The sequence below is a fragment of the Streptomyces sp. NPDC001508 genome (assembly GCF_040298665.1).
GTDB lineage: Bacteria > Actinomycetota > Actinomycetes > Streptomycetales > Streptomycetaceae > Streptomyces.
Window position 1 is genome coordinate 53,795 of the sequence record NZ_JBEPAP010000008.1, and the last position, 23,510, is coordinate 77,304.

The following is a 23,510-nucleotide window of genomic DNA, read 5'->3' on the forward strand; positions in this document are numbered from 1 at the left end:
ACCTCTCCTCACACGTGCGGGTGACGTACTCGCTTATGTCTACGAGCACGCCACCTTACGCGTTCGGGTTGCGCCCGGTGGGAATCGGTGCTGGGGGACGCTCACTCCGTGTAGGTGTCGGCCACGCTCAGGGCCGCGTCCAGGGCCGCGAAACCCTCCTTCAGCTCGGCCTCGGAGACATTGCAGGGCGGCACGACATGGGTGCGGTTCATGTTGATGAAGGGCCACAGGCCGTGCCGCTTGGCGGCGGCGCCGAACGCGGCCATCGGGGCGTTCGCCTCGCCCGCCGCGTTGTACGGCACCAGCGGCTCCCGGGTCTCCCGGTTCTTCACCAGGTCGAGCGCCCAGAACATGCCGACGCCGCGCACCTCGCCCACGCTGGGGTGCCGCTCGGCCAGCGCGCGCAGCCCCGGCTCCACCACGGACGCGCCCAGCCGCCTCGCGTTGGCGACGACGCCCTCCTCCTCCATCACGTCGAGGGTGGCGACGGCGGCGGCGCAGGCCAGCGGATGGCCGGAATACGTCAGACCGCCCGGATAGGCGCGATTGCCGAAGGTCTCGGCGATCTCCCCGGAGATCGCCACACCGCCGAGCGGCACATATCCGGAGTTCACGCCCTTCGCGAAGGTCATCAGGTCCGGTACGACGCCGAACAGATCGGCCGCGAACCACTCACCGGTCCGCCCGAACCCGGCCATGACCTCGTCCAGGACGAAGACGATCCCGTACTTGTCGCACAGGTCCCGCACGCCCGCGAGATAGCCCGGCGGCGGCACCATGATGCCCGCCGTGCCCGGGATCGTCTCCAGGACGATCGCGGCGACGGTGCCCGGGCCCTCGAAGGTGATCGTGGTCTCCAGGTGCTCCAGCGCCCGGGCGCACTCCTGCTCCTCGGTCTCGGCGTAGAAGCGGGAGCGGTAGAGGAACGGCGCCCAGAAGTGGACGACCCCGGCGGTCCCGCTGTCGGAGGGCCAGCGGCGCGGGTCGCCGGTGACGTTGATCGCCTGCTGGGTGCCGCCGTGGTAGGAGCGGTACGCCGACAGCACCTTCGGGCGGCCCGTGTGCAGCCGGGCCATGCGGATGGCGTGCTCGATCGCGTCGGCGCCGCCGTTGGTGAAGAAGATCTTGTCGAGGTCGCCGGGCGTCCGCTCGGCGATCAGCCGGGCCGCCTCGGAGCGGGCCTCCACCGCGAACGCGGGCGCGAACGTGGCGAGGGACGCGGCCTGCTCCTGTATCGCGGCGACCACCTTCGGGTGCTGGTAGCCGATGTTGGTGAAGACGAGCCCGCTGGTGAAGTCCAGGTACCGCGTGCCGTCGTAGTCCCAGAAGTACGACCCTTCCGCGCCGGCCACGGCGAGCGGGTCGATGAGGTCCTGAGCGGACCAGGAGTGGAACACATGCGCGCGGTCCGCGGCCTTCACGGCGGCGCCGGCGTCGGGGCGGGGCTGAGGGGTCATGCCCGCGAGCGTAGAGGCCCGGCACGCGGATCGGACATCGGCGTCCTGTTTCGTGGCCGGGGGGTTTTTGCGACAGGTTGTCGACGCGGCGGCCTCGTCGCGCCCGGGACCGGGTACGCCGCCGGCCCGGCGGCGGGCCGCCCGTCGCCCGGACGGGGGCCTGCCGGAACCGCGCGGACCGCCCCGGGCGACTCCTTCCAGGGCCGCACTATTCTCGGTCCGAGGCTGACGTACAGGGGGAGGCGGGCGGTTCCGTGGAGAAGCTGGGACCTGGGGATCCGCGCGGGATCGGGGCGTACCGGCTGCTGGCGCGGCTCGGCGCGGGCGGGATGGGGCACGTGTACCTGGCCCGGTCGGACCGGGGCCGCACCGTCGCGGTGAAGCTGGTGCGCGAGGAACTGGCCGAGCAGGAGGAGTTCCGGGCGCGGTTCCGGCGGGAGGTGCGGGCCGCCCGGCGGGTCGGCGGCCACTGGACGGCGCCGGTCCTGGACGCCGACACCGAGGCGGCCGTGCCGTGGGTGGCCACCGGGTACGTCGCCGGGCCCAGCCTGGAGCAGGTCGTGGGGCGTGAGCACGGCGCGCTGCCCGAGCGCACGGTGCGCATCCTCGCCGCCGGGCTCGCGCGCGCGCTCCAGGACATCCACGCCGCCGGGATCGTCCACCGCGACCTCAAACCGTCCAATGTGCTGGTGACCATCGACGGGCCGCGGGTCATCGACTTCGGGATCGCGCGGGCGCTGGAAACCCTGGCCGGGGACGGGCTCACCCGCACCGGCTCGCTGGTCGGCTCGCCCGGCTTCATGGCGCCCGAGCAGGTGCGCGGCGACCGGATCACGCCCGCCTGCGACGTCTTCTGCCTCGGTTCCGTGCTCGCCTACGCGGCGTCCGGCGCGCTTCCCTTCGGCGGTGCCGGCAGCGGGGTGCACGCCCTGATGTTCCGCATCGCCCAGGAGGAACCCGATCTCGCGGGCGTCCCCGAGGGCATCGCCGACCTCGTCCGCGACTGTCTGCGCAAGGACCCGGCCGCACGGCCGACGCTGGACCGGATCCTGGAACGCACCGGCGCGGAGGACACGGTGTCCGACGGCCGCTCACGCGAGCCCTGGCTCCCCGCCACCCTGGTGGCCCAACTCGGCCGCCACGCGGTGCGGTTGCTGGACACGGAGAACCCCGAGAGCACGCCCGCCCAGAACACCCCGCCAGACGCAACGAGCACGGCCCGCGCCAAAGCCACCGGGGGAGCGGGTCCCGCGGGCGCTGGGGGCGCCGGGGGCGCTGGGGGCGCTGGGAGTGTGGGTGCGGTGGGTGTTCGGGGCGCGGACGGCGCTGGGGGTGTGGGTCCTGCGGGTGCGGTGGGTGCGTGGGGCGCTGGAGGCGTTGGGGGTGTGGGTCCGGGGGGTGCGCCGGGTGCCGCAGGTGTGGTGGGTGCGTGGGGCAGTGGGGGCGTGGATCCGGCGGGTGCGGCGGGTGTTCGTGGCGCGGACGGCGCTGGGGGTGTGGGTCCTGCGGGTGCGGTGGGTGCGTGGGGCGCTGGAGGCGTTGGGGGTGTGGGTCCGGGGGGTGCCGTTGGTGCCGGCGGCGTGGATGGGGCGGCTGGGGTGGGCGCTCAGGGCGCGGGGGCGCCCGGCCGACCTCCGGCGAGGGGCGGTGATGCGCCCGTCCGGGACGGCAGCACGGCAATTCAGGACGGAATGCCGTTCGTTCCAGGCCAGGCGGCTGCCGACCCAACCGTTCCCGCTCCGGGCGCCCCTGGTTCGGGGGCTCCTGGTACGGCCGCTCCCGGCCCGACCGCTCCCGGCCCGACCGCTCCCGCTCCGACCGCTCCCGCTCCGGGGGTTTCTGGTCCGGCGGCTCCTGCTTCGGGCGCTCCCGCTGCGGGGGCTCCTGGATCGGCGGTTCCCAGCCCTGCCGCTCCCGCGTCGGGGATTCCCGGTCCGGTGGGTCCCGGTCCCGCCGCCTCCGCTTGGGGTGCTCCCGGTCCGGGCGTTCCTGCTTCGGGTATTCCTGGCCCGGGGGCCCCTGGCCCGGGGGTTACTGGTCCGCTGGGTCCCGGTCCCGCCGCTTCCGCTCCGGCTGCCCATGGCCCGACCGTTCCTGGTCCGGGGGTTCCCGGTCCGGGCGTTCCCGGGCCCGCCGTTCCCGCGTCGGGGACTCCCGGTCCGGTGGGTCCTGGTTCCGCCGCTTCCGCTGCGGGGGCTCCTGGTCCGGCGGTTCCCAGTCCGGCCGCTCCCGCGTCGGGGACTCCCGGTCCGGGCGTTCCCGGGCCCGCCGTTCCCGCGTCGGGGACTCCCGGTCCGATGGGTCCCGGTTCCGCCGCTTCCGCTTCGGGGGCTTTGCCCTGGGGGGCTTCCGCGTCAGGTGTTCCTGGTTCGGGTGTTGTTCCTGACGGGGGCTTTCCGGAGCATGCCCCCGTCAGGGACGACGCCGCGGCGCCGTCGCCGGGGAACCCGGTCGGCCATCTCCCGACGGTGGCCGCAGGCCATACGCCCGCGCCCGGCTCCGGGTACGGGCCTGCCGGCGTTCCCGGTTCGTACGGCCACGGCCACCCGCAGCAGCACCTCCAGCCGGCCGGGTACGGCTACCCGCAGCAGCCGTACGCCGGCGGCCTCGGCGCCACTGAGCCGTACGGCCCCCCGGCGCCCGAGCGGCGCAGCGGCCGGTCCACGGCGCTGCTCGTCGTGATCGCGCTGGTCGTCGCGCTCGCCGCGGGCGGCTCGGTGTACGCGCTGCTGAACGGGGGCGGCGCCACCGACGACAAGGGCGGCGGCGGGACCGCCACCTCCGCCCCGCCGACCGGCGGCGGGCCCACCGGCGGGACACCGTCGCCCACGGACTCGGCGCCGACCTCCTCGGCGCCCGCGGGCGGCGTGATCCCGGCCGCGTACCTGGGCACATGGGAGGCGTCGATCGAGAACGCCGCCGGGTACAACACCCGCGAACTCACCATCGCCCAGGGGAAGGTGGGCGACACCGTGCTGACGCTGGTCGCCGACGGGCCGGCCGAGGGCGGCGGCACCTACCACTGCGTGTTCGAGGCGAAGCTGGCCGAACAGCCCAGCGGTGACGGCCCGTTGGGGATCGGCCCGTCCACCGTCGCCTCCGGCGCACCGCTGTCGTCGTGCAGCCCCGGCGAGGCCACTTCGGTCACGCTGCTGCCGGACGGCCGGCTGCGGCGCACGCAGCTGGGCGGCGGGGAGAACCTGACGTACACCCGGCGGTGAGCCCGGCGGCCCCACGGTGCGCCGAACTCCCGTTGTCCGCATGGCGGTTGAACGTCCGGAGAACTTCTGCGTACCAGACCGCGATGTCCGCTCCCGTGCGCGTACGGTGACCCCACCTTGACTCCGGGGAGTTGCGGGGGCACCCACATGGAGTGGCTGAGTACGGAGAACGTCGTAGCCGTCGGGACGGCGGTGCTGGGCATCGTCGCGTCGGCGGGCATGGTCTGGTACGAGCGCCGGGTGCCGCGCCGCAAACGGATCGGCTACCGCGTCCAGATGGACAACCCCATAGGGGACGACGAGCGGTCGGGCCGCCTCAACCGGCGGCTGGGCCTGTTCGACGAGGCGCCGGACATGGCGGACGCCACGCTCGTGCTGCTGCGCGTGGAGAACGACGGCTCGCAGGGCATCGACCGGGACGACTACACGGGCCCCGAACAGCACGGTCTGACCGCGGTGTTCACCGACCGGACGGTGCGGGGCGTGTCGGTCACGCAGCCGACCCACGCCGACCACCTGAGGGACCACTTCTCCGCGGAGCGGGGCTTCTCCTACTCCGGCAACAGCCTGCGCATCCCGCGTGTCCCGCTCAACAGAGGGGACCACTTCAAGCTGCTGGTGCTGCTGTCGGGCGGCGAGGTCGGGCGGCCGATACGGATCACGGGCGGCATCCGGGAGGGCGAGGTCCACCCCAACCGCTCGGCCACGCCGGACGACAAGCCGCCGCTGTTCAGCCGGGCCTCCCGGCTCATCACCATCATGCTCACCGTCTGCGTCGTCACGCTCGCCACCATCGTCGTGGCCCGGGACGACACGCCACCGCCGATCGGCTGCGCCAAGGGCTCGCTGACCGCCACCGGCTCCACGGCGTTCGCGCCCGTACTGCGGGAGGTGGCGGACAAGTACGAGGCGGACTGCGTGGATTCGGCGATCACCGTGGACCCGCACGGATCCACGGCGGGCATCCGGGAACTGGACGCCACCGGGACCCAGTGGCACAAGAAGGGCTCGCCCCCGCTCGTCGCCCTCTCCGACGGCCCCAAACCGGACGACATGCCCGAGCTGCGCGAGAACCGGATCGCGGTGTCGGTCTTCGCGCTGGTGGTGAACGACAAGGTGGGCCTGAAGAACCTCACCACGGGCCAGGTGCGGCGGCTGTACCGCGGCGAGATCACCAACTGGAAGCAGCTGGACGGCCCGGACCTCGAGGTCCACCTCGTCAGCCGGGACGCCAACTCCGGTACCCGGCAGGTCTTCCAGCGGCGGGTGCTCGGCCGGGGCGAGACGGCCAACTCGTCCGTGGACTGCGTCACCGTGGACGACCCGACCGCGACGGTGCCGCGCTGCGAACTGGACTCCACGGAGCAGGTGCTCACCCAGGTGGCGAAGCTGCCGGGCGCCATCGGCTACAGCGAACTGAACCTCGCGGACTCCACGGCGGGCCTGCACGTCCTCGGCCTCGACGGCGACGCCCCGTCGGTGGACGACATCGAACACGGCGGCAGCCCGTACCCGTACCGGGAGATCGAGTACGCCTACACCTACGGCCAGCCGCCCGCCGACTCCCTGGTCTCCAGCTTTCTGACCTACCTCTCCCGCGGAAACGGCCAGGACATCATCCGCACCCACGGCCATGTCCCCTGCTGGACCCCCGAGGGAATGAAAATCTGCGCATGACCGGAACGCCCTGCGGGGCGCCTGGGCCGTCGTCGGCGCGGGGCCACCGGGGTCACGGGGTCACCGGTAAGTCACCGGGGTCACCGGTAAGTCACCGGGGTCACCGGTAAGTCACCGGGCTCACCGGTAAGTCACCGGGGTTCCGGGGGGCGTTGGCGGGGCATGTTGGGGCGGGTGGGCGTGCCGGGCGGGGCGGGGAAGCGGTTCGGGGCACCGGGGGCGTCGGGGCGCGGGCCGGTGGGCAGGGCCGCCTGGAGGCCGAGGGGAGCCGTCCCGGTGCGGAATTCCACCATCCAGTCCGCCGTCTCCGTCCGCACCAGCTCGGTCATGTCCTCCGAGAAGCGCCGCAGCACCCCGAGACACCGGTCGGCGGCCTCCGCCGCCGTGCCCTCCGCCGGCCCCAGCACCTCGCGCACGCTCTCCGACGCCCAGTCGAACTGAAGGGCCTGAAGCCGCCGCTGCACGGCCTGTGCGGTCGCCACGTCCCGCATCCACCCGGACGTCACCCCGAAGAACCGGTCGACCCCCAGGCAGGCCACCGCCAGCGCCAGGGCCAGATACCCCCAGGGCGCCGCCCCGGCGACCACCCCGGTCAGACCCAGCAGGGGCAGCGCGGCCCCGCCCACCGCGCCCGCCGCCGCCCCGGCCCGCAGCCCGCGCGCGGCCCGCCGCTTCCACACCCGGTCCGCGAGATACCACGCCGCCGTCTCCAGCGCCCCCCGTTCCACCCACCGGTACAGCTCGTCGAGCCGCTCGATCGGCTCCGCCCAGTCCCCGAGCGGAAAGGCCCGGCCGGCCAGGTCGCCCGGCCGCAGCCCGGCCGCGCCCTCGCCCCGCCCGTCCTGAGGCGGACCCTCGGGCTGCATCTCCGGCTGACCCACCCGGCACTCCCTACTGATCACGACCGGTCACGCTGTGTGACATCGGCTGCTGACGCGCGGCGTCCTTCCTACCGCCCAATGGGTGGCGAAGGTGGCGCTTTCACTGCTTTTCCGCCCGGAAGGGGGCCTTGATCAGGTATAGGAGTCAGCACGTTCTCACCCGAAAGAGTGGCGGGGCGAGGGCCGCGTGGACCACGTAGGCTCGTGCTCAACGGAGGAAGACGAGATCGAACCAGGAGCTGATCGTGATTCCCGGTGGTGGCCAGCCCAATATGCAGCAGTTGCTCCAGCAGGCCCAGAAGATGCAGGAGGAACTCGCGAAGGCCCAGGAGGAACTGGCGAACACGGAGATCGCCGGGCAGGCGGGCGGCGGGCTGGTGACGGCCACCGTGACCGGCGCCGGCGAACTGCGGGCGCTGAAGATCGACCCCAAGGCGGTCGACCCGGAGGACACCGAGACCCTCGCCGATCTGATCGTCGCCGCAGTGCACGCGGCCAACGAGAACGCGCAGACGCTCCAGCAGCAGAAACTCGGCCCGCTCGCCCAGGGCCTGGGCGGCGGCAGCGGCATCCCGGGTCTGCCGTTCTGATGTTCGCCACCGGCAGGACACCCGTACCGCCTTCCTAGGACGGGCGGCAGCCATCTACCGTACGTACCGGGAAAGACTCCAGGAAGGGCAGTCCGTTGTACGAAGGCGTGGTCCAGGACCTCATCGACGAACTGGGGCGGCTGCCCGGCGTCGGTCCCAAGAGCGCGCAGCGGATCGCCTTCCACGTTCTGCAGGCCGAGCCGACGGACGTACGGCGGCTGGCCCAGGCGCTCCTGGAGGTGAAGGCGAAGGTCCGCTTCTGCGCGGCCTGCGGGAACGTGGCGCAGGAAGAGCTGTGCGCGGTGTGCCGGGACACCCGCCGGGACCTCTCGGTCATCTGCGTGGTCGAGGAGCCGAAGGACGTGGTGGCGATCGAGCGGACGCGTGAGTTCCGCGGCCGGTACCACGTGCTCGGCGGCGCGATCAGCCCGATCGAGGGCGTGGGCCCGGACGACCTGCGCATCCGGGAGCTCCTGGCCCGCCTGGCCGACGGCAGCGTCACCGAGCTGATCCTGGCCACGGACCCCAACCTTGAGGGCGAGGCGACGGCCACCTACCTCGCCCGCATGATCAAACCCATGGGCCTGAAGGTCACCCGCCTGGCCAGCGGCCTCCCGGTGGGCGGGGACCTGGAATACGCGGACGAGGTCACCCTCGGCCGCGCCTTCGAGGGGAGACGACTCCTAGATGTCTGACGCCACGCTGCACGCCACGACGCAGAACCCGGACGACTTCGCGGTCCAGATCGCGGACCAGGTGGAGAGCTTCCTGGTGGCCGTCACGGAGGTGGCGAAGGGCGACGAGCCGGACTCGGCGGTCCCCTTCCTGCTCCTGGAGGTCTCCCAGCTCCTGCTGGCCGGCGGGCGCCTCGGCGCGCACGAGGACATCGTCCCGGACGAGCGCTACGAGACCGACACGGGCCCGGACCCGGACGTGGACGAGCTGCGCGAGAACCTCGCCCGGCTGCTGGAGCCGGTCGACGTCTACTCGGAGGTCTTCGACCCCTACGAGCCGCGTACCGCGCCGGTGCCCGCCCGTATCTCCGACGACCTCGCGGACGTCGTCACCGACCTGCGGCACGGCATGGCGCACTACCGCGCGGGCCGCGCCACGGAAGCGCTGTGGTGGTGGCAGTTCTCCTACTTCTCCAACTGGGGCTCCATCGCCTCCGCGAGCCTGCGCGCCCTGCACTCGGTCCTCGCGCATGTCCGGCTCGACCAGCCCCTGGAGGAGCTGGACGGCCTCGACACCGACCAGGGCATGGGCGACGACACGCTGGAGATCGAGGCGGGCCGTGTGATGCAGCAGGAGATCGCCACCCCGCTGGGACTGCGCTCGCGCCGATAGCGGGGCGCTGCGCGGGACGGGCCGTGGTGCAGCGCCCCGAAGGGGCGCGGAGCCGCATGTCACGGGGTGAAAAATCAACGCGCTGTCTTCAGCCGCGCGATAGTGGGCAGGGACTCACCGGACAGCGCTCGGCGCGGCGACCGGACATCTCACCATGCGGTACTCGGGAGGGGAATTTCGGGCGCTCGTTAGACTGGGCGGGCAATCGACGAAATGAGCGAGGAGCGCACGTGGGCCTTGTCGTGCAGAAGTACGGAGGCTCCTCCGTAGCCGATGCCGAGGGCATCAAGCGCGTCGCCAAGCGGATCGTGGAAGCGAAGAAGAACGGCAACCAGGTGGTTGTGGTCGTTTCCGCGATGGGCGACACGACGGACGAGTTGATCGATCTCGCCGAGCAGGTATCCCCGATGCCTGCGGGGCGTGAGTTCGACATGCTGCTGACCGCCGGAGAGCGTATCTCCATGGCCCTGCTGGCCATGGCGATCAAGAACCTGGGGCACGAGGCCCAGTCCTTCACCGGCAGCCAGGCAGGCGTCATCACCGACTCGGTCCACAACAAAGCCCGGATCATCGACGTCACCCCGGGCCGCATCCGTACGGCGCTGGACGAGGGCAACATCGCCATCGTCGCCGGTTTCCAGGGCGTCAGCGCCGACAAGAAGGACATCACCACCCTCGGCCGCGGTGGGTCCGACACGACGGCCGTGGCGCTCGCCGCCGCGCTCGACGCCGAGGTGTGCGAGATCTACACCGATGTGGACGGCGTGTTCACCGCCGACCCGCGCGTGGTGACGAAGGCCCGGAAGATCGACTGGATCTCCTTCGAGGACATGCTGGAACTGGCCTCGTCCGGGTCGAAGGTGCTGCTCCACCGCTGCGTGGAGTACGCCCGCCGGTACAACATCCCGATCCACGTCCGTTCCTCCTTCAGCGGGCTCAAGGGCACGTGGGTCAGCAGCGAGCGCATCGAGCAAGGGGAAAAGAAGGTGGAGCAGGCCATCATCTCGGGTGTCGCGCACGACACCTCCGAGGCCAAGATCACGGTCGTCGGCGTGCCCGACAAGCCCGGTGAGGCGGCCTCCATCTTCCGTACGATCGCCGACGCCGAGATCAACATCGACATGGTCGTGCAGAACGTGTCCGCCGCGGCCACGGGCCTCACGGACATCTCTTTCACGCTGCCGAAGACCGAGGGCCGGGGGGCCATCGACGCCCTGGAGAAGAACCGCTCGGGCATCGGCTTCGACTCCCTGCGCTACGACGACCAGATCGGCAAGATCTCCCTGGTCGGCGCCGGTATGAAGACCAACCCCGGGGTCACCGCTGCGTTCTTCGAGGCGCTGTCCGACGCGGGCGTGAACATCGAGCTGATCTCGACATCCGAGATCCGTATCTCGGTGGTCACCCGGGCCGACGATGTGGCCGAGGCCGTCCGCGCGGTGCACAGCGCCTTCGGTCTCGACTCCGACAGCGACGAGGCCGTCGTCTACGGGGGCACCGGCCGATGACCGTGCGCCCGACGCTCGCGGTCGTGGGAGCGACCGGAGCCGTCGGCACGGTCATGCTCCAGATCCTGTCCCAGCGCGCGGACGTCTGGGGCGAGATCCGTCTGATCGCCTCGCCGCGCTCGGCCGGCCGCAAGCTGGCCGTGCGCGGCGAGGAGGTCGAGGTGGTGGCCCTGTCCGAGGAGGCCTTCGACGGCGTCGACGTCGCCATGTTCGACGTACCGGACGAGGTCTCCGCGCAGTGGGCGCCGATCGCCGCCGCCAAGGGCGTGGTGGTGGTCGACAACTCCGGCGCCTTCCGGATGCACCCGGACGTGCCCCTGGTGGTGCCCGAGGTCAATCCGCACACGGCCCGGGTCCGGCCGCGCGGCATCGTCGCCAACCCCAACTGCACGACGCTGTCGATGATCGTCGCCCTGGGCGCGCTGCACGCCGAGTTCGGGCTGCGCGAGCTGGTGGTGTCGTCGTACCAGGCGGTCAGCGGCGCGGGCCGGGCCGGCGTGGAGACGCTGCGGGCCCAGCTGTCCCTGGTCGCGGGCACGGAGCTGGGGACCAGCCCCGGTGATGTGCGCCGGGCCGTGGGGGACAGCACCGGGCCGTTCCCGGAGCCGGTCGCGCTGAACGTGGTGCCCTGGGCCGGGTCGCTGCGGGAGGAGGGCTGGTCGTCGGAGGAGATGAAGGTGCGGGACGAGTCCCGCAAGGTCCTCGGACTGCCGAAGCTGCCGGTCGCCGTGACCTGTGTGCGGGTGCCGGTGGTCACCACGCACTCGCTGACCGTGCACGCCCGTTTCCAGGGCGAGGTCACCGTGGACGGCGCCCGGGAGATCCTTGCCACGGCGCCGGGCGTCGTGCTGTTCGACAATCCGGCCGCCGGTGAGTTCCCCACTCCCGCCGATGTGGTGGGCACCGACCCGACCTGGGTGGGCCGGGTACGGCGGGCGCTGGACGACCCGACGGCCCTCGAACTCTTCGTCTGCGGCGACAATCTGCGCAAGGGGGCGGCGCTCAACACCGCGCAGATCGCGGAGCTGGTGGCGGCGGAGTTTTCGTGAGCGTGCGGCGGCGGAGTTTTCGTGAGGGTGCTGCGGCGCCGGAAATGTCCTGGCCGCCGGCGGATCCATTTGTAGGATCTGCGGGGAGATGTGGCCGGAAGCATGGTCCGGACCACTTGAACTAGATGCCCCGGGCGTCCGAAGATTTTCCTCCCCGCCTTGCGCAACCGCGCGCAGGGCGGGGAGCGTCTTTGCTCTCGCTCCTTCGGGGCGTTGTGCTCGCCCCGCCGGGGCGTGGGGACGCGATGACCCAGGCGTGGGGACGCCGTGGTCAGGGCGTGGGGACGCCCGTTCATATGGGATACAGGGGAAGAGCGGGGCGCATGGCGACATATGAGGCACTGTCGGGCGTGCTGCCCGCTGTGAAGAAGTCGTCAATCACGCCGCCCGACGGGAAAGTGACGTCCGGCACGTACAACCCCTTCGGGGGTGAGCGTGTCCAACTGGCGTGGCAGAGGTACTCGACTTCAGCAGCGCGGTGCGCGGCACGACCCTGCGGCCCCGCCCCGCGGCGCTGCGTCCCCGCATACCCGGCGCGCCCGGCGGCATGCCGGTGATCGCGCCCATGCCCGCAGCGCGGCCCGCCCGCATCCCCAGCCAGCGCGACGGAGCCGAGGAGGCCGCGGAGGCGGCCGGTACGACCGTCGACCACCTCACCGAGACCTACCGGACGCACTACCGCTCGCTGCTCGGCCTCGCCGCGCTTCTCCTCGACGACACCGCCTCCTGCGAGGACGTCGTCCAGGAGGCGTTCATCCGCGTCCACTCGGCCCGCAAACGCGTCCGTGACCCGGACAAGACCCTCGCCTATCTGCGCCAGACGGTCGTCAACCTGTCCCGCTCCGCGCTGCGCCGCCGCATCCTCGGTCTGAAGCTGCTCTCCAAGCCGATGCCCGACATGGCGAGCGCGGAGGAGGGCGCGTACGACCAGCTGGAGCGCGACTCCCTGATCAAGGCGATGAAGGGGCTGCAGCGCCGCCAGCGCGAGGTCCTGGTGCTGCGCTACTTCGCGGACATGACCGAGGCGCAGGTCGCCGAGACCCTCGGCATCTCGCTGGGTTCGGTGAAGGCGTACGGCTCCCGCGGCATCGCGGCGCTGCGGCTGGCCATGGAGGCGACCACATGAGCGAGCGCCCCGAACAGCGCCCCGAACACCTTGAACACCCCGAACACTCCGAGCGTCCCGAACAGGGCGACTCCCACGGCCGTCAGGAGCCCCACGCCAGGCACGAGCCGCCGCCGCGGCACGAGCACACGCCATCGCACGCTGGGAAAGCAACCGTGAACCACGGCCCCGACGACAAGGGCCCCGAGAGGCTCGACGGGCTCGACAAACTGGACCAGGACGAACTGGGCCTGCGCAGGCTGCTGCACGCGGCGGTCGAGGACCTGGAGCCGCGCGACGGCACGCTGGACCACCTGCGGCGCGCGGTGCCCGCCCGGCGGGCGCGCAAGCGGCACGCGGCGGTCGGCATGGCGGCAGCGGCCCTGTTCGTCGGCACCGCGGTCCCGGCCTTCGTGCATGTCTCCACCTCCGGCGGCACCGACCCCAACACCTCCATCGCCGGCCAGGCCTCGCAGGCCCAGGGCGGCGCGGGCCAGGGCAAGGACCCGGACGGCGGGGAGCGCGCCACCGGCGGCGAGAGCGGCAAGGCCAACGACCGGCCCACAGGCGGCGCCAAGGACGAGGAGCGGGACAAGGGACACGCCGCCGGCGGCGGCTCGGCCGGCGGCACCGGCCCCTCGGCCCCCGAGCGCACCGACATCCCCTTGTGCACGGCGACCCAGCTGGGCCCGGGCACCGGCACCGCCGCGGCGCCCGACTCCACGGGCGTCGTCTACGGCTCCTTCCGGGTCACCAACATCTCCGGCACCAGTTGCCGGGTCGGCGGCGCGGGCACCGTGAGCGTCCTCGCCCAGGGCGCGGCGGACCAGGCCAAGATCAGTGCGGTCCGGCATGTCGCCGGTGACGCCGCGGCCGGCCTGCCCGACCCGTCCCAGGAGAACACGAACCTGCTCCTGTCGCCCGGCAGTGCCTACGAGGAGAAGTTCGCCTTCGTACCCTCGGAGACCTGTCCCACCGGCGGCGGCACCGGCGGCTCGGAGACCGGCGGGCCCAGCGCCGACCCGAGCCCCAGCAGCCAGGACCCGGGCGCCACCGGTGATACGTCCACCGGCGGCACGACCGGCACCAGCACGCAGCTGCTCACCGAGGACGGCACGGCCGACGGCAGCATCCAGGTGCAGCACACCACCCAGGCGGGCGCGCCGACCGTCGCCACGACGGTGCCCAACGCATGCGCGGGAACGGTCTACTGGACCGGAGTGCTGGCCGGGACATGATCCCGGGACGGTGCGGCGGGGGTCCGGCGGATCAGACCCCGGACGGGCTCGGCACCTTCTCCTCGTCCGGCACCAGGCCCAGCTCGGCGTCCCGGACGAACTCCGCCTCACGGCGCAGCAGCCGGAACCACATGAAGACCACGAAACCCGCGAAGACGAACCACTCACCGGTGTAGCCGAGGTTCTGGAACGCCTTCAGGTCAAGGCCCGAGCCGCCGGGCGCCGACGCCGGCACCGCCGTCATCCCCGAGTCGCCCTCGTCGAGCGTGATCCACGCGTCGTACACCCGGTACGGCACCAGGTTCACCAGGGACGCCGCACTGATCGCCGCCGTCTGCCCCGACGGCAGCCCGCTCGCGGCGCTGACCCCGTTGTCACCCGGCGTCTCGGACGCCTGGAGCGCACCGGTGACGGTGACCTCGCCGGCCGGCGGGGCGGGCGCATCGGCCGGGTCCGCGGTGCCGGGCAGCCAGCCGCGCACCACGGGCAGCGCCTTGCCGGAGTCGGTGCGCAGCAGCGTCAGCACGTAGTAGCCGCTCCTGCCGTCCAGCTCCCGGTCGGGCACGAGAAGCTGCTTGCCGTACCGGCCGGTCGCGGTGGCCCGCTTGCCGGACGTGGCCTTGTCGACGGGCAGCAGGTCGGCCAGCGGGCGTGCCGCCTGCGTTCTGCCCGCCGCGGCCTGCTCCGTCGCGTCACGGTGGTCCTGCACCCGGTCCTCGAACCGGCCCAGTTGCCACGATCCCATGAAGACGCAGAACGGGATGGCGAGCAGCACGAAGACGTTGATGCCCCACCAGCGGGGTGTCAGCAGAAACCGGTACACGCCACCACGGTACGGGCTGCCGGCGCGGCTTCGGCCGCCGGGGCGGCGCCGGACGGGGAAGTTGTCCACAGGCTGTTGTCCACAGGCTGGGAGCACTCGGCAGCGGACGGCCGGTGGGAGCAGGCACTATGGGGCCATGACTGGGGCCAAGAACGAGAGCAGCATGCCGGACTGGGAGAAGCGCTTCCGCGCGCCGCGGGTGTCGCTGCCGGACTGGGCGGAGGACGCGCCCGACCGCTCCCTGTTCGTGTCGAACGCGACGGGGACGTACGAGCTGTACGCGTGGGACCGTGCGACGGGAGCGCAGCGTCAGGCGACGGCCCGGCCCAACGGCACGACGGACGGGCTGCTCTCCCCGGACGGCGCCTGGATCTGGTGGTTCGACGACAAGGACGGCGACGAGTTCGGCGTGTGGCGCCGGCAGCCCTTCACGGGCGGCGCGGACGAGCCCGCCACGCCGGGCCTCGCCCCCTCCTACCCGGCCGGCCTCGCCCTCGCCCGGGACGGCCGCACGGCGATCGTCGGCCGCTCGACGGACGAGGAGGGCACGACGATCCATGTGGCCCGCGGCGGCGAGGAGCCGTTCGAGCTGTACCGGCACCGCGAGTCGGCGGGCGTCGGCGATCTCTCCCACGACGGTTCGCTGATCGCGATCGAGCACACGGAGCACGGCGACGCGATGCACTCCGCGCTGCGCGTCCTGCGCCCGGACGGCACGGCGGTCGCCGAACTCGACGACAGCAAGGGCGGCACGCGGGAGCTGGGCCTTGAGGTGCTGGGCTTCGCCCCGGTCGACGGCGACACCCGGCTGCTCATCGGCCACCAGCGAAGGGGCCGCTGGGAGCCCCTGGTCTGGGACGTGGCCTCGGGCGAGGAGACCGAGCTGGCCCTGGACCTCCCCGGTGACGTGAGCGCGGACTGGTATCCGGACGGCACCGCGCTGCTCATCGCGCACAGCTTCGAGGCGCGCAGCGAACTGTTCCGCTACGACCTGGCGAGCCGCGAGCTGACCAGGATCCCGACCCCGCCCGGCTCGGTCTCCGGCGCGACGGCCCGGCCCGACGGCAGCGTGGAGTTCCTGTGGTCCTCGGCCGCCGAGCCGCCCGCGGTGCGTTCGACGACGGGCCGGGTGGTCCTGGACCCGCCCGGGATGCCCTGCCCGCCCTCGGTCGTGGTGGAGGACGCGTGGGTGACCGGGCCCGGCGGCCGCATCCACGCGTTGATCCAGAAGCCGGCCGGGGCCAGCGGTCCCCTTCCCACGGTCTTCGACCTGCACGGCGGCCCGACCTGGCACGACAGCGACTCGTTCGCCGCGGGCCCGGCGGCCTGGGTGGACCACGGCTACGCGGTGGTGCGGATCAACTACCGCGGCTCGACGGGCTACGGCCGGGCCTGGACGGACGCCCTGAAGCACCGGGTGGGCCTGATCGAGCTGGAGGACGTGGCCGCGGTCCGCGACTGGGCGGTGTCCTCGGGCCTGGCCGACCCCGGCCGGCTCGTCCTCACCGGCGCCTCCTGGGGCGGCTATCTCACCCTCCTCGGCCTCGGCACCCAGCCGGACGCCTGGACGGTGGGCATCGCCGTGGTCCCCGTCGCCGACTATGTGACGGCGTACGAGGACGAGATGGAGGCGCTGAAGGCCATGGACCGCACCCTGCTGGGCGGCACGCCCGAGGAGGTCCCCGACCGCTTCCGGGCCTCGTCCCCGCTCACCTACGTCGACGACGTCAAGGCCCCCGTCTACATCTCCGCGGGGGTCAACGACCCGCGCTGCCCCATCCGCCAGATCGACAACTACGTCAAACGGCTCGAATCCCGGGGCGCGGTCCACGAGGTGTACCGCTACGAGGCGGGCCACGGCTCCCTGGTGGTCGACGAACGCATCAAACAGGTCCGCCTGGAACTGAACTTCGCCCACCGCCACCTCCAGGGCTGACCGCCCCAACCCCCGAACCCTGACCGCCCCCGGGGGCTGGCCTGATGGGTGGGGCTTCGGTTCGACTGGCGGGGGTCGGCCTGATGGGCGGGGCTTCGTCTCGATCGGTGGGGGCTGGCCTGGCGGGCGGGGCTTCGGTGCGACCGGTGGGGGCCGATCTGATCGGCGGGGGTGGGGCAGTTCGGTCGGTTTCGGGCGGGTGGTGCGGTCGGGCGGGATGGGGCTCCGTCCGTTGGGGTGGGGGTTCGGCGGGGGCGGGGCGGCTCCGTCGGCCGGGGGCGGCTCGGTCCTCGCGGGCTGGTTGGCCCGGTGGCGTCGGGCCGGGCGACTCAGTGCGCACGCGCTGACCGCCCCGCGGCTCGGCAGCCACAGGCCGCGCGCACCACCTGGCCAGCCCAACCACGTACAACCGGCACTCGACAACGTGCCTGCACCCCCCTCAGGGGCGCGGGGAACTGCGCGACCAACCACGTACAACCCGCACCTGACGACGGACCTGCACCACTCCATCCAGGGGCGCGGGGAACTGCGCGAACGGCCGAGTACCACCCGCACACGACAACGCAACCGCACCCCTCCGCCGAAAACCCTCGTTCGACACGATCCCGGCAGCTCCCTCAGGCAGGCCCGTCAGGGTGCGACCCGCGGCGGTGGCCCTGCAACTCCGCCAGGCCCCGCCGGGTCGCTGCCAGTACCACCCGGTCACCGGAGCGCAGCACATGGTCGGGGGACGGCTGCTGCTGCCCCTCCAGCGCGAGCACCCGCCAGGCCCCCGCCCGGAACGCCTCGGCCACGCTGCGCCCCTCCAACTGCGGATGCCCGTCGACCTCCACGGCGGCGAACAGCAGCACCCGCCGCTCCACGGGGATCGCACCGAGGATCTGCCGCCCGAACATCGCCCCGGCGAAGGCGGGCGCGGCCAGGTGGGTGACGCTGCGGCTACGGGTGAGCGCCCCCGGATGCGCGGCCCGCAGGGTCCGGTAGACGGCGGTAGCGAAGTCGTCGTCGTACAGCCGTAGCAGCACCCGCAGGTCGGGCCGGACGGACCGGGCGTACAGCACGGCCTCCAAATTCGTGGTGTCCGCGCTGGTCACCGCGAGCAGCGCATGCGCCCGGTGGATCTTGGCGGCCTCCAGCACGCCCTCCTGCGTCACGTCCCCGAGGACCACAGGCACCCGCAGCCGCCGTGCCGTGGCGAGGCCGCGCGCGTCCGCGTCGGCCTCCACGCACACCACCGGGATGTGCAGTTCCCGCAGCCGGGTCAGCACCCGGGTGCCGATCTTGCCAAGACCGAGCAGCACCACGTGCCCGCCGAGCCCGCGCGGCGGCTTGCGCAGCGTGGATGCGGTCCGGAAGGTGCCGAGCGCCTCCAGCACGGCCGCCAGCAGCACCGGCAGCAGCAGCAACCCGACCAGCCCGGACAGCAGTTGCAGGATCTGCCGGCCGAGCGGTTCGCCCAGGGCCGGATCGTCGATCGCGAACAGGTCGAGCAGCGTCAGATAGAACGCGCCCAGCGGATGGATCCCGGTCACCAGCCACAGCGCCACGGCCAGCGCGAGCACACATCCCGCGAGCCCGGCCAGCGTCCACCGCAGCCGCCGTGAGAACAGCGAGGCGAACGGCGGTACGACGCCGGTGCGGCCGGCCGGCAGCGGCGACCCGGCGGCGTACGAGACCTGCTCCAGCACGACGGCCCCGCGGCCGGTGGCGGCCGTCACGTCGGCCTCGTCGGGCAGCAGGTGCGGCCCGCGCTCCCCGCTGCCCTCGGAGCCGTCCGCGCCGGCCGGGTCGCTGCTGGTCGCCGACAGCAGCGCCAGCGTGCACAGCCCGGGGTCGGCGACCACCCCCGGTGCGGGCGGCGGCCGTTCCACCGCGCGCAGCAGCAGCCCGTCCGTCTGTACGACCTTGCTGGTGCCGGCGACCGCGGTCGCGACCAGTGCCGGGGCGGCGGTGTCGGCGTCGGACAGCACGGTCGTGGACGCGTCGCCCGAGGAGCCGGCTTCGTCCCCGGCCGCCAATGCGGAGGCCTGGTCGAGGAGTTCCTCGATGTGCTGGCCGAGCCGCCGGTTGTAAAGGCGCAGCACGAGCCGCAGCCGCGGGTTGAGCCGGCGGGCGGTGAGCGCGGCCCGGATGTTGGTCTCGTCGTCGTCGTACACGAGGGCCAGCGCGGCGGCGCGTTCCACGTCCGCCTCGGCGAGCACCGCCTCGGTCGGTTCGGTGGCCTCCAACACCCTGTCGGCGCGCCCGGGTTCACCACCTGAGCCACCGGAGCCCCCCGATCCGCCTGAGCCCCCCGATCCGCCTGAGCCACCTGAGCCGCCGGAGCCGCCCGAGCCGAGGGCGCCGAGCACGGTGCCGTTGCCCGCGGCGCGGCCGACGGCCGCGTTCACCCGGTCCAGCAGCGCCGCCGACGCGGCCCGGGCCCGCCCGACGACCGGTGGCCGCGCCGTGCGGGCGCCCGCCGGTACGACAAGCGTGACCTGCGCGCCGTACACCCCGCGCAACTCGGCGGCCAGCCGGTGCGCCAGCCCGTCGTCGCCGCACACCACCATGGGCGCGGGTGCGCCACCCGGTCCACCCTGCATCGGAACGCTCACCACGAGGGGAAAGACTGCCTCAAGGAGACGGGCGGTTCCAGCGGCGGACGCTCAGTGCGCCGCCGGAGGCCCGCACCGCACAGTTCAGTGACGGGCCGTCACCTTGCCGCGGCATGCGCGGCGTCGGGGGAGTCGAGGGCGAGCGAGACGGCGAGGCCGCCGAGGACGGTGCCCATCAGACAGCGCTGTGCCCTGAGCCAGGACGGGCGCCGGGCGAGGAAGACGGCGATCGTGCCCGCCGCCAGGACGATCCCGAGATTGACCGCGACGCTGACCACGATCTGCACCGAGCCGAGGACGAGGCCCTGGAGGAGCACGTGCCCCCGGTCGAGATCGACGAACTGCGGAATCAGTGACAGGTACATGATGGCGATCTTGGGGTTGAGCAGGTTCGTCATCAGACCCATCGTGAACAGCCTGCGCGGCGAGTCGTGGGGCACGTCCCGCGGGAACTGGCCGAGGTGCTGGGGCGGCTCGGTGTCCCCGCGATCGAGGACGCCGTCTGGGCGTTCCTGCGCGACGACCTGCCGCCGCTCGCCGCGTACGCGCCCGAGCGGACCGTTCTGATCGACAGCCTCTCCAAGCGGGTCGCCCCCGGGCTGACCCTCGGCTACGCGGTGGCGCCCGACGACCTCGCGGCCGGCATCGCGACCGCCCTGCGCTCGGGCGGCTGGGCCCCGATGCGGTTCGCCCTGGAGGCCGCCGACCGCTGGCAGCGGGCGGGCACGGTGCGGGCGCTGGTGACGGCCAAGCAGCGGGAGGCGGCCGTGCGCCAGGAGATCGCGGGCCGGCACCTGGAGGGCTTCGCCGTGCGGGGCGAGCCGTACTCGTACCACTGCTGGTGGCGGCTGCCGCGGCCGTGGCGCGCGGACACCTTCGTCGCCGCCGCTGCGCGGCACGGCATCGGGGTGGTGCCGGCCACCGCGTTCACCGTCGGCCCGCAGGCTCCGCCCGCCGTCCGGCTGGCCCTGGCCTCACCTCCGCCCGAGGCCCTGGCCCTGGCCCTCACCACCCTGGCCGCCCTGGCCCGCTCCACCCCGGAGGACCAGATCGAGAGCTGAGCACCGGGTGCCGTGGTGTGGTGTGGTGTGCCGCGATCGGCTCCGGGGCGGTTGCGTGATGCACCGCGGCTGGTTGCAGGGCGGTGGTGTTGGTGCGCTGCGGCTGGTTACGGGGCGGTGGTGTTGGTGCGCTGCGGTCGGTTACCGGGGCGGTGATCTGGTGTGCCTGGGCCGGTTACCGGGGCGGTGGTCCGGTGTGCCGGGGTCGGTTTCGGGGCGGAGGTGGGCGCGGGTCACTCGGGTGGGGGCGCTGGGGTCGACCCGGGGTTCGGGGGCGGTTGTGCTGTGAGGAGCGGCCGTAGCCGGACCGCCCTGCCGGAGCGGTCGTAGCCAGGGCCGGCAGCCCGCCCTGCCCGAGCGGCGGTAGCCGGGGCCCGCCAGACCGCCCTGCCAGCGCGGGCGTAGCGAGGACCAGGAGATCGCCATGCCGGAGCAGCCTGTCCCGGACGCGGACGAACTGGCCCGACTGCGGGCCCGGGTGGCCGCGTTGGAGGCCGGGCGCGAACCACGCCCGGCCCGGCACCGGGCGCGCTCGCTGCTCGCCGTACTGTTCCTCGTCGTGGGCTGTGCGCTGGCCCCCCTCGGGGTGCTGGCCGCGTGGAGCGCCGACACCGTCGAGGACACCGACCGCTACGTCGCCACGGTCGCCCCGCTCGCCGCCGAGCCCGCCGTCCGGGCGGCCGCCGCCACCCGCGTCACCGACGCCCTGATGGCCCACCTCGACCTCAACGCCCTGCTGGCGGACGTCGCTCCGGCCGACCGCCCCCGGCTGCGGCAGGCCCTCGGCGGTCTCGGCGGGGCCCTGGAGGGCGCCGTCCGCGCCTTCGTGCACGACAAGGCGGAGGACGTCCTGGCCTCGGGGGCCTTCCAGACCTTCTGGGCCGACGCCAACCGCCGCATCCACGGCACCGTCGAGAAGGCCCTGACCGGGCACGGCGGCGGCGCGGTGAAGCTCCAGGGCGACACCGTGACCGTCGACCTCGCCCCGGTGATCGACCAGGTCAAGAAGCGGCTCGTCGACGCCGGACTGACCGTCGCACAGAAGATCCCCGCGGTCCACACCGACTTCACCATCGCCCAGGCGCACGACGTCGGCCGGGCCAGGACGTATCTGCGACTGCTGCAGGTGGCCGGGAACTGGCTGCCCGTCATCGCGGTCCTGCTGGTCGCAGCGGGCGTGCTGCTCGCCGTACGGCGCCGCCGCGCGCTGGTCGCCGGCGCTCTCGGCATCGCCGTGACCACGCTGCTGCTCGGCATCGTGCTGACCGTCTTCCGCGGCTTCTACCTCGACGCCCTGCCGGCCGGCGTCTCGCGTCCGGCCGCCGGGGCCGTGTACGACACGCTCACCCGCTTCCTGCGCACGACGGTGCGGACGGTGGTGACGCTGGGCGTGGTCGTCGCGCTCGCCGCGTGGCTGACCGGACCGGGCCGGTACGCGAGTGCCGTACGACGGCTGTGGCACGCGGGCCTCGGCGCCGCCCGCGGCACGGCCGACCGGCTCGGGCTGCGTACGGGTCCGGTGGGGCCGTTCGCGCGCCGCCACCGCCGGTGGCTGACCTGGGTGCTGGTCGCCGCGGCCGTCCTCGCCTGTCTGCTGTGGAGCCGTCCCACGGGCTGGGTGGTGCTGGGCCTGGCACTGGCGCTGCTGTTCGCCCTCGCGGTCGTGCACTTCCTCGCGGCACAGGACGACGCCACGCAGCAGGAGACACCACAGCCACCCCCACCCCGGCCCTCACCCTGACCCCGCGGCGGACCCCGTCCCGGGCTTCGGCCTGGCGCTGCGGAAACGACTGCGCGGACCTCGCCCTGACACCACGGCCGACTGTGCCGCGGACTTCGGCCTGGCGCTGTGGCCGAGTGCGCCCTGGATCTCGGTTTGGCGCCGCGGCGGACCGCGCCCCGGCCTTCGGCCTGACACCGGGGCTGACTGCGCCCTGGGTCTTGGCCTGACCCTGTGGCGGACCGCGTCCCGGGCCTTGCCCTGGCGCTGTGGCCGACTACGCCCTGGACCTCGCCCTGACACCACGGCCGACTGTGCCGCGGGCTTCGGCCTGGCGCTGCGGAAACGACTGCGCGGACCTCGCCCTGACACCACGGGCGACTGTGCCGCGGGCTTCGGCCTGGCGCTGTGGCTGACTGCGCCCTGGATCTCGGCTTGGCGCCGCGGCGGACCGCGTCCCGGGCCTCGCCCTGGCGCTGCGGCCGACCCCACCTCGGTCCTCGCCCAGGCGTCGCGGCCGACTGCGCCCCGGTCCTCGCCCAGGCGCCGCGGCCGACCCCGCCCCGGTCCTCGGCCTGAGCCCCGTATGCCGCTCGCACGGGCCTGCGGCCCTCACCCGTTCGGTGTTCGTCGTCTGGCCGGACGCCCCGACGGGCCCGAGGCTCGGAAACCCGGCGAGTAGACGAGGCGCGCGGCTCCGACGCGGCCACGCCGCCCGCCAGCGAGCGGCATCCGGCGTGATGACGGAAGCCAGGCAGAACCCGAGCAGAACCCGGCAGAACCCAAGAAGAACCCGAGCAGAAGCCGACCGGGGTGGGAGAAGGGAACACCGCTCATGAGCGACCACGCGGCACATCCGTCCGGCACCCCACACCCCGGCCCCGGAGGCCAGCCACCGCCAGGACAGGCCACGCGGCCGGCGGGCGCCCGGGTCACCGGTGGGGAGGTCTTCGCCGCTGTCCTGCTGCTGTGCGGCGGCGTCCTCGCCGTACTCCAGGGCGTCGCGGCGGTCGCCGCGAACGACGTGTACGCCCGTATCGGCAGCTACATCTACGAGATCAGCCTGACCGGCTGGGGCATCATCCACATCGTGCTCGGCGCGTTCGCCGTCGTGACCGGCCTGTGCCTGCTGAGGGACATGGCCTGGGCCCGTTACGCGGGCCTGTTCCTGGCCGCGCTCGTCCTGATCGCCCAGTTCCTGTTCCTGCCGTACGCGCCCTTGTGGTCCCTGGTCATCATGGCGATCGCGCTGTTCGTGATCTGGGCGCTGGCCTCCCGCCAGACAGCGGTGACCTGAGGC

At 73.3% G+C, this 23,510-nt stretch carries 16 protein-coding genes and 3 pseudogenes; 14 read left to right on the forward strand and 5 right to left on the reverse strand.

The features are described from left to right. Nucleotides 1-101: 101 nt before the first annotated feature. The gene (locus ABT245_RS10460; RefSeq protein ID WP_351731389.1) at nucleotides 102-1,457 is read right to left on the reverse strand and encodes an aspartate aminotransferase family protein; all 1,356 of its coding nucleotides are present in this window, start codon (nucleotides 1,455-1,457) and stop codon (nucleotides 102-104) included. A gap of 254 nt (nucleotides 1,458-1,711) precedes the next feature. Between ABT245_RS10460 and ABT245_RS10465 the strand changes: the two are divergent. From ABT245_RS10465 to ABT245_RS10475, 3 genes and pseudogenes are all read left to right on the forward strand, one after another. Continuing rightward, nucleotides 1,712-3,097, forward strand: a pseudogene (locus tag ABT245_RS10465) (serine/threonine-protein kinase); the annotation flags it as partial. 828 nt (nucleotides 3,098-3,925) lie between these two features. Continuing rightward, nucleotides 3,926-4,678: a hypothetical protein gene (locus ABT245_RS10470; protein ID WP_351731672.1), complete on the forward strand. Its 753-nt coding sequence runs from the start codon at nucleotides 3,926-3,928 to the stop codon at nucleotides 4,676-4,678. Between the two features lie 147 nt (nucleotides 4,679-4,825). After that, a complete protein-coding gene (locus ABT245_RS10475; RefSeq protein WP_351731392.1) occupies nucleotides 4,826-6,355 on the forward strand; it encodes a substrate-binding domain-containing protein in 1,530 nt (509 codons plus the stop codon). A gap of 131 nt (nucleotides 6,356-6,486) precedes the next feature. Here ABT245_RS10475 and ABT245_RS10480 read toward each other — a convergent pair whose 3' ends face one another. After that, on the reverse strand, nucleotides 6,487-7,236 hold the full coding sequence (locus ABT245_RS10480; RefSeq protein WP_351731395.1) for an SLATT domain-containing protein: 750 nt from the start codon (nucleotides 7,234-7,236) through the stop codon (nucleotides 6,487-6,489). A gap of 245 nt (nucleotides 7,237-7,481) precedes the next feature. Between ABT245_RS10480 and ABT245_RS10485 the strand changes: the two genes are divergently transcribed. The 7 genes from ABT245_RS10485 (at nucleotide 7,482) to ABT245_RS10515 (ending at nucleotide 14,073) form a co-directional block, all read left to right on the forward strand. Then, entirely contained in the window at nucleotides 7,482-7,826 is a 345-nt protein-coding gene (locus ABT245_RS10485) for a YbaB/EbfC family nucleoid-associated protein (RefSeq protein ID WP_351731398.1), read from the forward strand. A 95-nt stretch (nucleotides 7,827-7,921) separates the two neighbouring features. Continuing rightward, entirely contained in the window at nucleotides 7,922-8,521 is a 600-nt protein-coding gene (gene recR, locus ABT245_RS10490; protein ID WP_351731400.1) for a recombination mediator RecR, read from the forward strand. Continuing rightward, nucleotides 8,514-9,173 carry a DUF5063 domain-containing protein gene (locus ABT245_RS10495; protein WP_351731403.1) on the forward strand — a complete coding sequence of 220 codons (660 nt, stop codon included), beginning with the start codon at nucleotides 8,514-8,516 and terminating at the stop codon, nucleotides 9,171-9,173. Before recR ends, ABT245_RS10495 begins: the two co-directional genes overlap by 8 nt. A 230-nt stretch (nucleotides 9,174-9,403) precedes the next feature. Further along, entirely contained in the window at nucleotides 9,404-10,681 is a 1,278-nt protein-coding gene (locus tag ABT245_RS10500; protein WP_351731406.1) for an aspartate kinase, read from the forward strand. Beyond that, nucleotides 10,678-11,730: an aspartate-semialdehyde dehydrogenase gene (locus ABT245_RS10505; protein ID WP_351731408.1), complete on the forward strand. Its 1,053-nt coding sequence runs from the start codon at nucleotides 10,678-10,680 to the stop codon at nucleotides 11,728-11,730. Before ABT245_RS10500 ends, ABT245_RS10505 begins: the two co-directional genes overlap by 4 nt. 448 nt (nucleotides 11,731-12,178) lie before the next feature. Next, the gene (locus ABT245_RS10510) at nucleotides 12,179-12,856 is read left to right on the forward strand and encodes a SigE family RNA polymerase sigma factor (protein ID WP_351731410.1); all 678 of its coding nucleotides are present in this window, start codon (nucleotides 12,179-12,181) and stop codon (nucleotides 12,854-12,856) included. Beyond that, nucleotides 12,853-14,073: a hypothetical protein gene (locus ABT245_RS10515; protein ID WP_351731413.1), complete on the forward strand. Its 1,221-nt coding sequence runs from the start codon at nucleotides 12,853-12,855 to the stop codon at nucleotides 14,071-14,073. Before ABT245_RS10510 ends, ABT245_RS10515 begins: the two co-directional genes overlap by 4 nt. 31 nt (nucleotides 14,074-14,104) lie before the next feature. Here ABT245_RS10515 and ABT245_RS10520 read toward each other — a convergent pair whose 3' ends face one another. Continuing rightward, nucleotides 14,105-14,896: an SURF1 family protein gene (locus tag ABT245_RS10520; RefSeq protein WP_351731416.1), complete on the reverse strand. Its 792-nt coding sequence runs from the start codon at nucleotides 14,894-14,896 to the stop codon at nucleotides 14,105-14,107. A 136-nt stretch (nucleotides 14,897-15,032) separates the two neighbouring features. On the opposite strand from ABT245_RS10520, the gene ABT245_RS10525 reads away from it, so the two are divergent. Next, a complete protein-coding gene (locus ABT245_RS10525) occupies nucleotides 15,033-16,832 on the forward strand; it encodes a S9 family peptidase (protein WP_351731418.1) in 1,800 nt (599 codons plus the stop codon). 617 nt (nucleotides 16,833-17,449) lie between these two features. On the opposite strand, the gene ABT245_RS10530 is transcribed toward ABT245_RS10525, so the two are convergent. Together ABT245_RS10530 and ABT245_RS10535 are read right to left on the reverse strand one after the other, a co-directional pair. Beyond that, a complete protein-coding gene (locus tag ABT245_RS10530) occupies nucleotides 17,450-19,384 on the reverse strand; it encodes an NAD-binding protein (protein ID WP_351731665.1) in 1,935 nt (644 codons plus the stop codon). 143 nt (nucleotides 19,385-19,527) lie between these two features. Further along, nucleotides 19,528-19,878 (reverse strand): annotated as a pseudogene (locus ABT245_RS10535) (LysE family translocator); the annotation flags it as partial. Between ABT245_RS10535 and ABT245_RS10540 the strand changes: the two are divergent. The 3 genes and pseudogenes from ABT245_RS10540 to ABT245_RS10550 form a co-directional block, all read left to right on the forward strand. After that, nucleotides 19,879-20,490, forward strand: a pseudogene (locus tag ABT245_RS10540) (aminotransferase-like domain-containing protein); the annotation flags it as partial. Between the two features lie 424 nt (nucleotides 20,491-20,914). After that, nucleotides 20,915-22,231, forward strand: coding sequence for a hypothetical protein (locus tag ABT245_RS10545; protein WP_351731421.1), 1,317 nt, complete (start codon nucleotides 20,915-20,917; stop codon nucleotides 22,229-22,231). Between the two features lie 814 nt (nucleotides 22,232-23,045). After that, nucleotides 23,046-23,507 carry a DUF7144 family membrane protein gene (locus tag ABT245_RS10550; protein WP_351731424.1) on the forward strand — a complete coding sequence of 154 codons (462 nt, stop codon included), beginning with the start codon at nucleotides 23,046-23,048 and terminating at the stop codon, nucleotides 23,505-23,507. Nucleotides 23,508-23,510 lie beyond the last annotated feature (3 nt).

Excerpts from the sequence above, each read along its gene's own strand:
- ABT245_RS10525 (WP_351731418.1), top strand. The coding sequence starts at position 15,033 with ATGACTGGGGCCAAGAACGAGAGCAGCATGCCGGACTGGGAGAAGCGC.
- ABT245_RS10475 (WP_351731392.1), top strand. The coding sequence starts at position 4,826 with ATGGAGTGGCTGAGTACGGAGAACGTCGTAGCCGTCGGGACGGCGGTG.
- ABT245_RS10460 (WP_351731389.1), bottom strand. The coding sequence starts at position 1,457 with ATGACCCCTCAGCCCCGCCCCGACGCCGGCGCCGCCGTGAAGGCCGCG.
- ABT245_RS10530 (WP_351731665.1), bottom strand. The coding sequence starts at position 19,384 with ATGGTGGTGTGCGGCGACGACGGGCTGGCGCACCGGCTGGCCGCCGAG.
- ABT245_RS10495 (WP_351731403.1), top strand. The coding sequence starts at position 8,514 with ATGTCTGACGCCACGCTGCACGCCACGACGCAGAACCCGGACGACTTC.
- ABT245_RS10515 (WP_351731413.1), top strand. The coding sequence starts at position 12,853 with ATGAGCGAGCGCCCCGAACAGCGCCCCGAACACCTTGAACACCCCGAA.
- ABT245_RS10550 (WP_351731424.1), top strand. The coding sequence starts at position 23,046 with ATGAGCGACCACGCGGCACATCCGTCCGGCACCCCACACCCCGGCCCC.
- ABT245_RS10545 (WP_351731421.1), top strand. The coding sequence starts at position 20,915 with ATGCCGGAGCAGCCTGTCCCGGACGCGGACGAACTGGCCCGACTGCGG.
- ABT245_RS10505 (WP_351731408.1), top strand. The coding sequence starts at position 10,678 with ATGACCGTGCGCCCGACGCTCGCGGTCGTGGGAGCGACCGGAGCCGTC.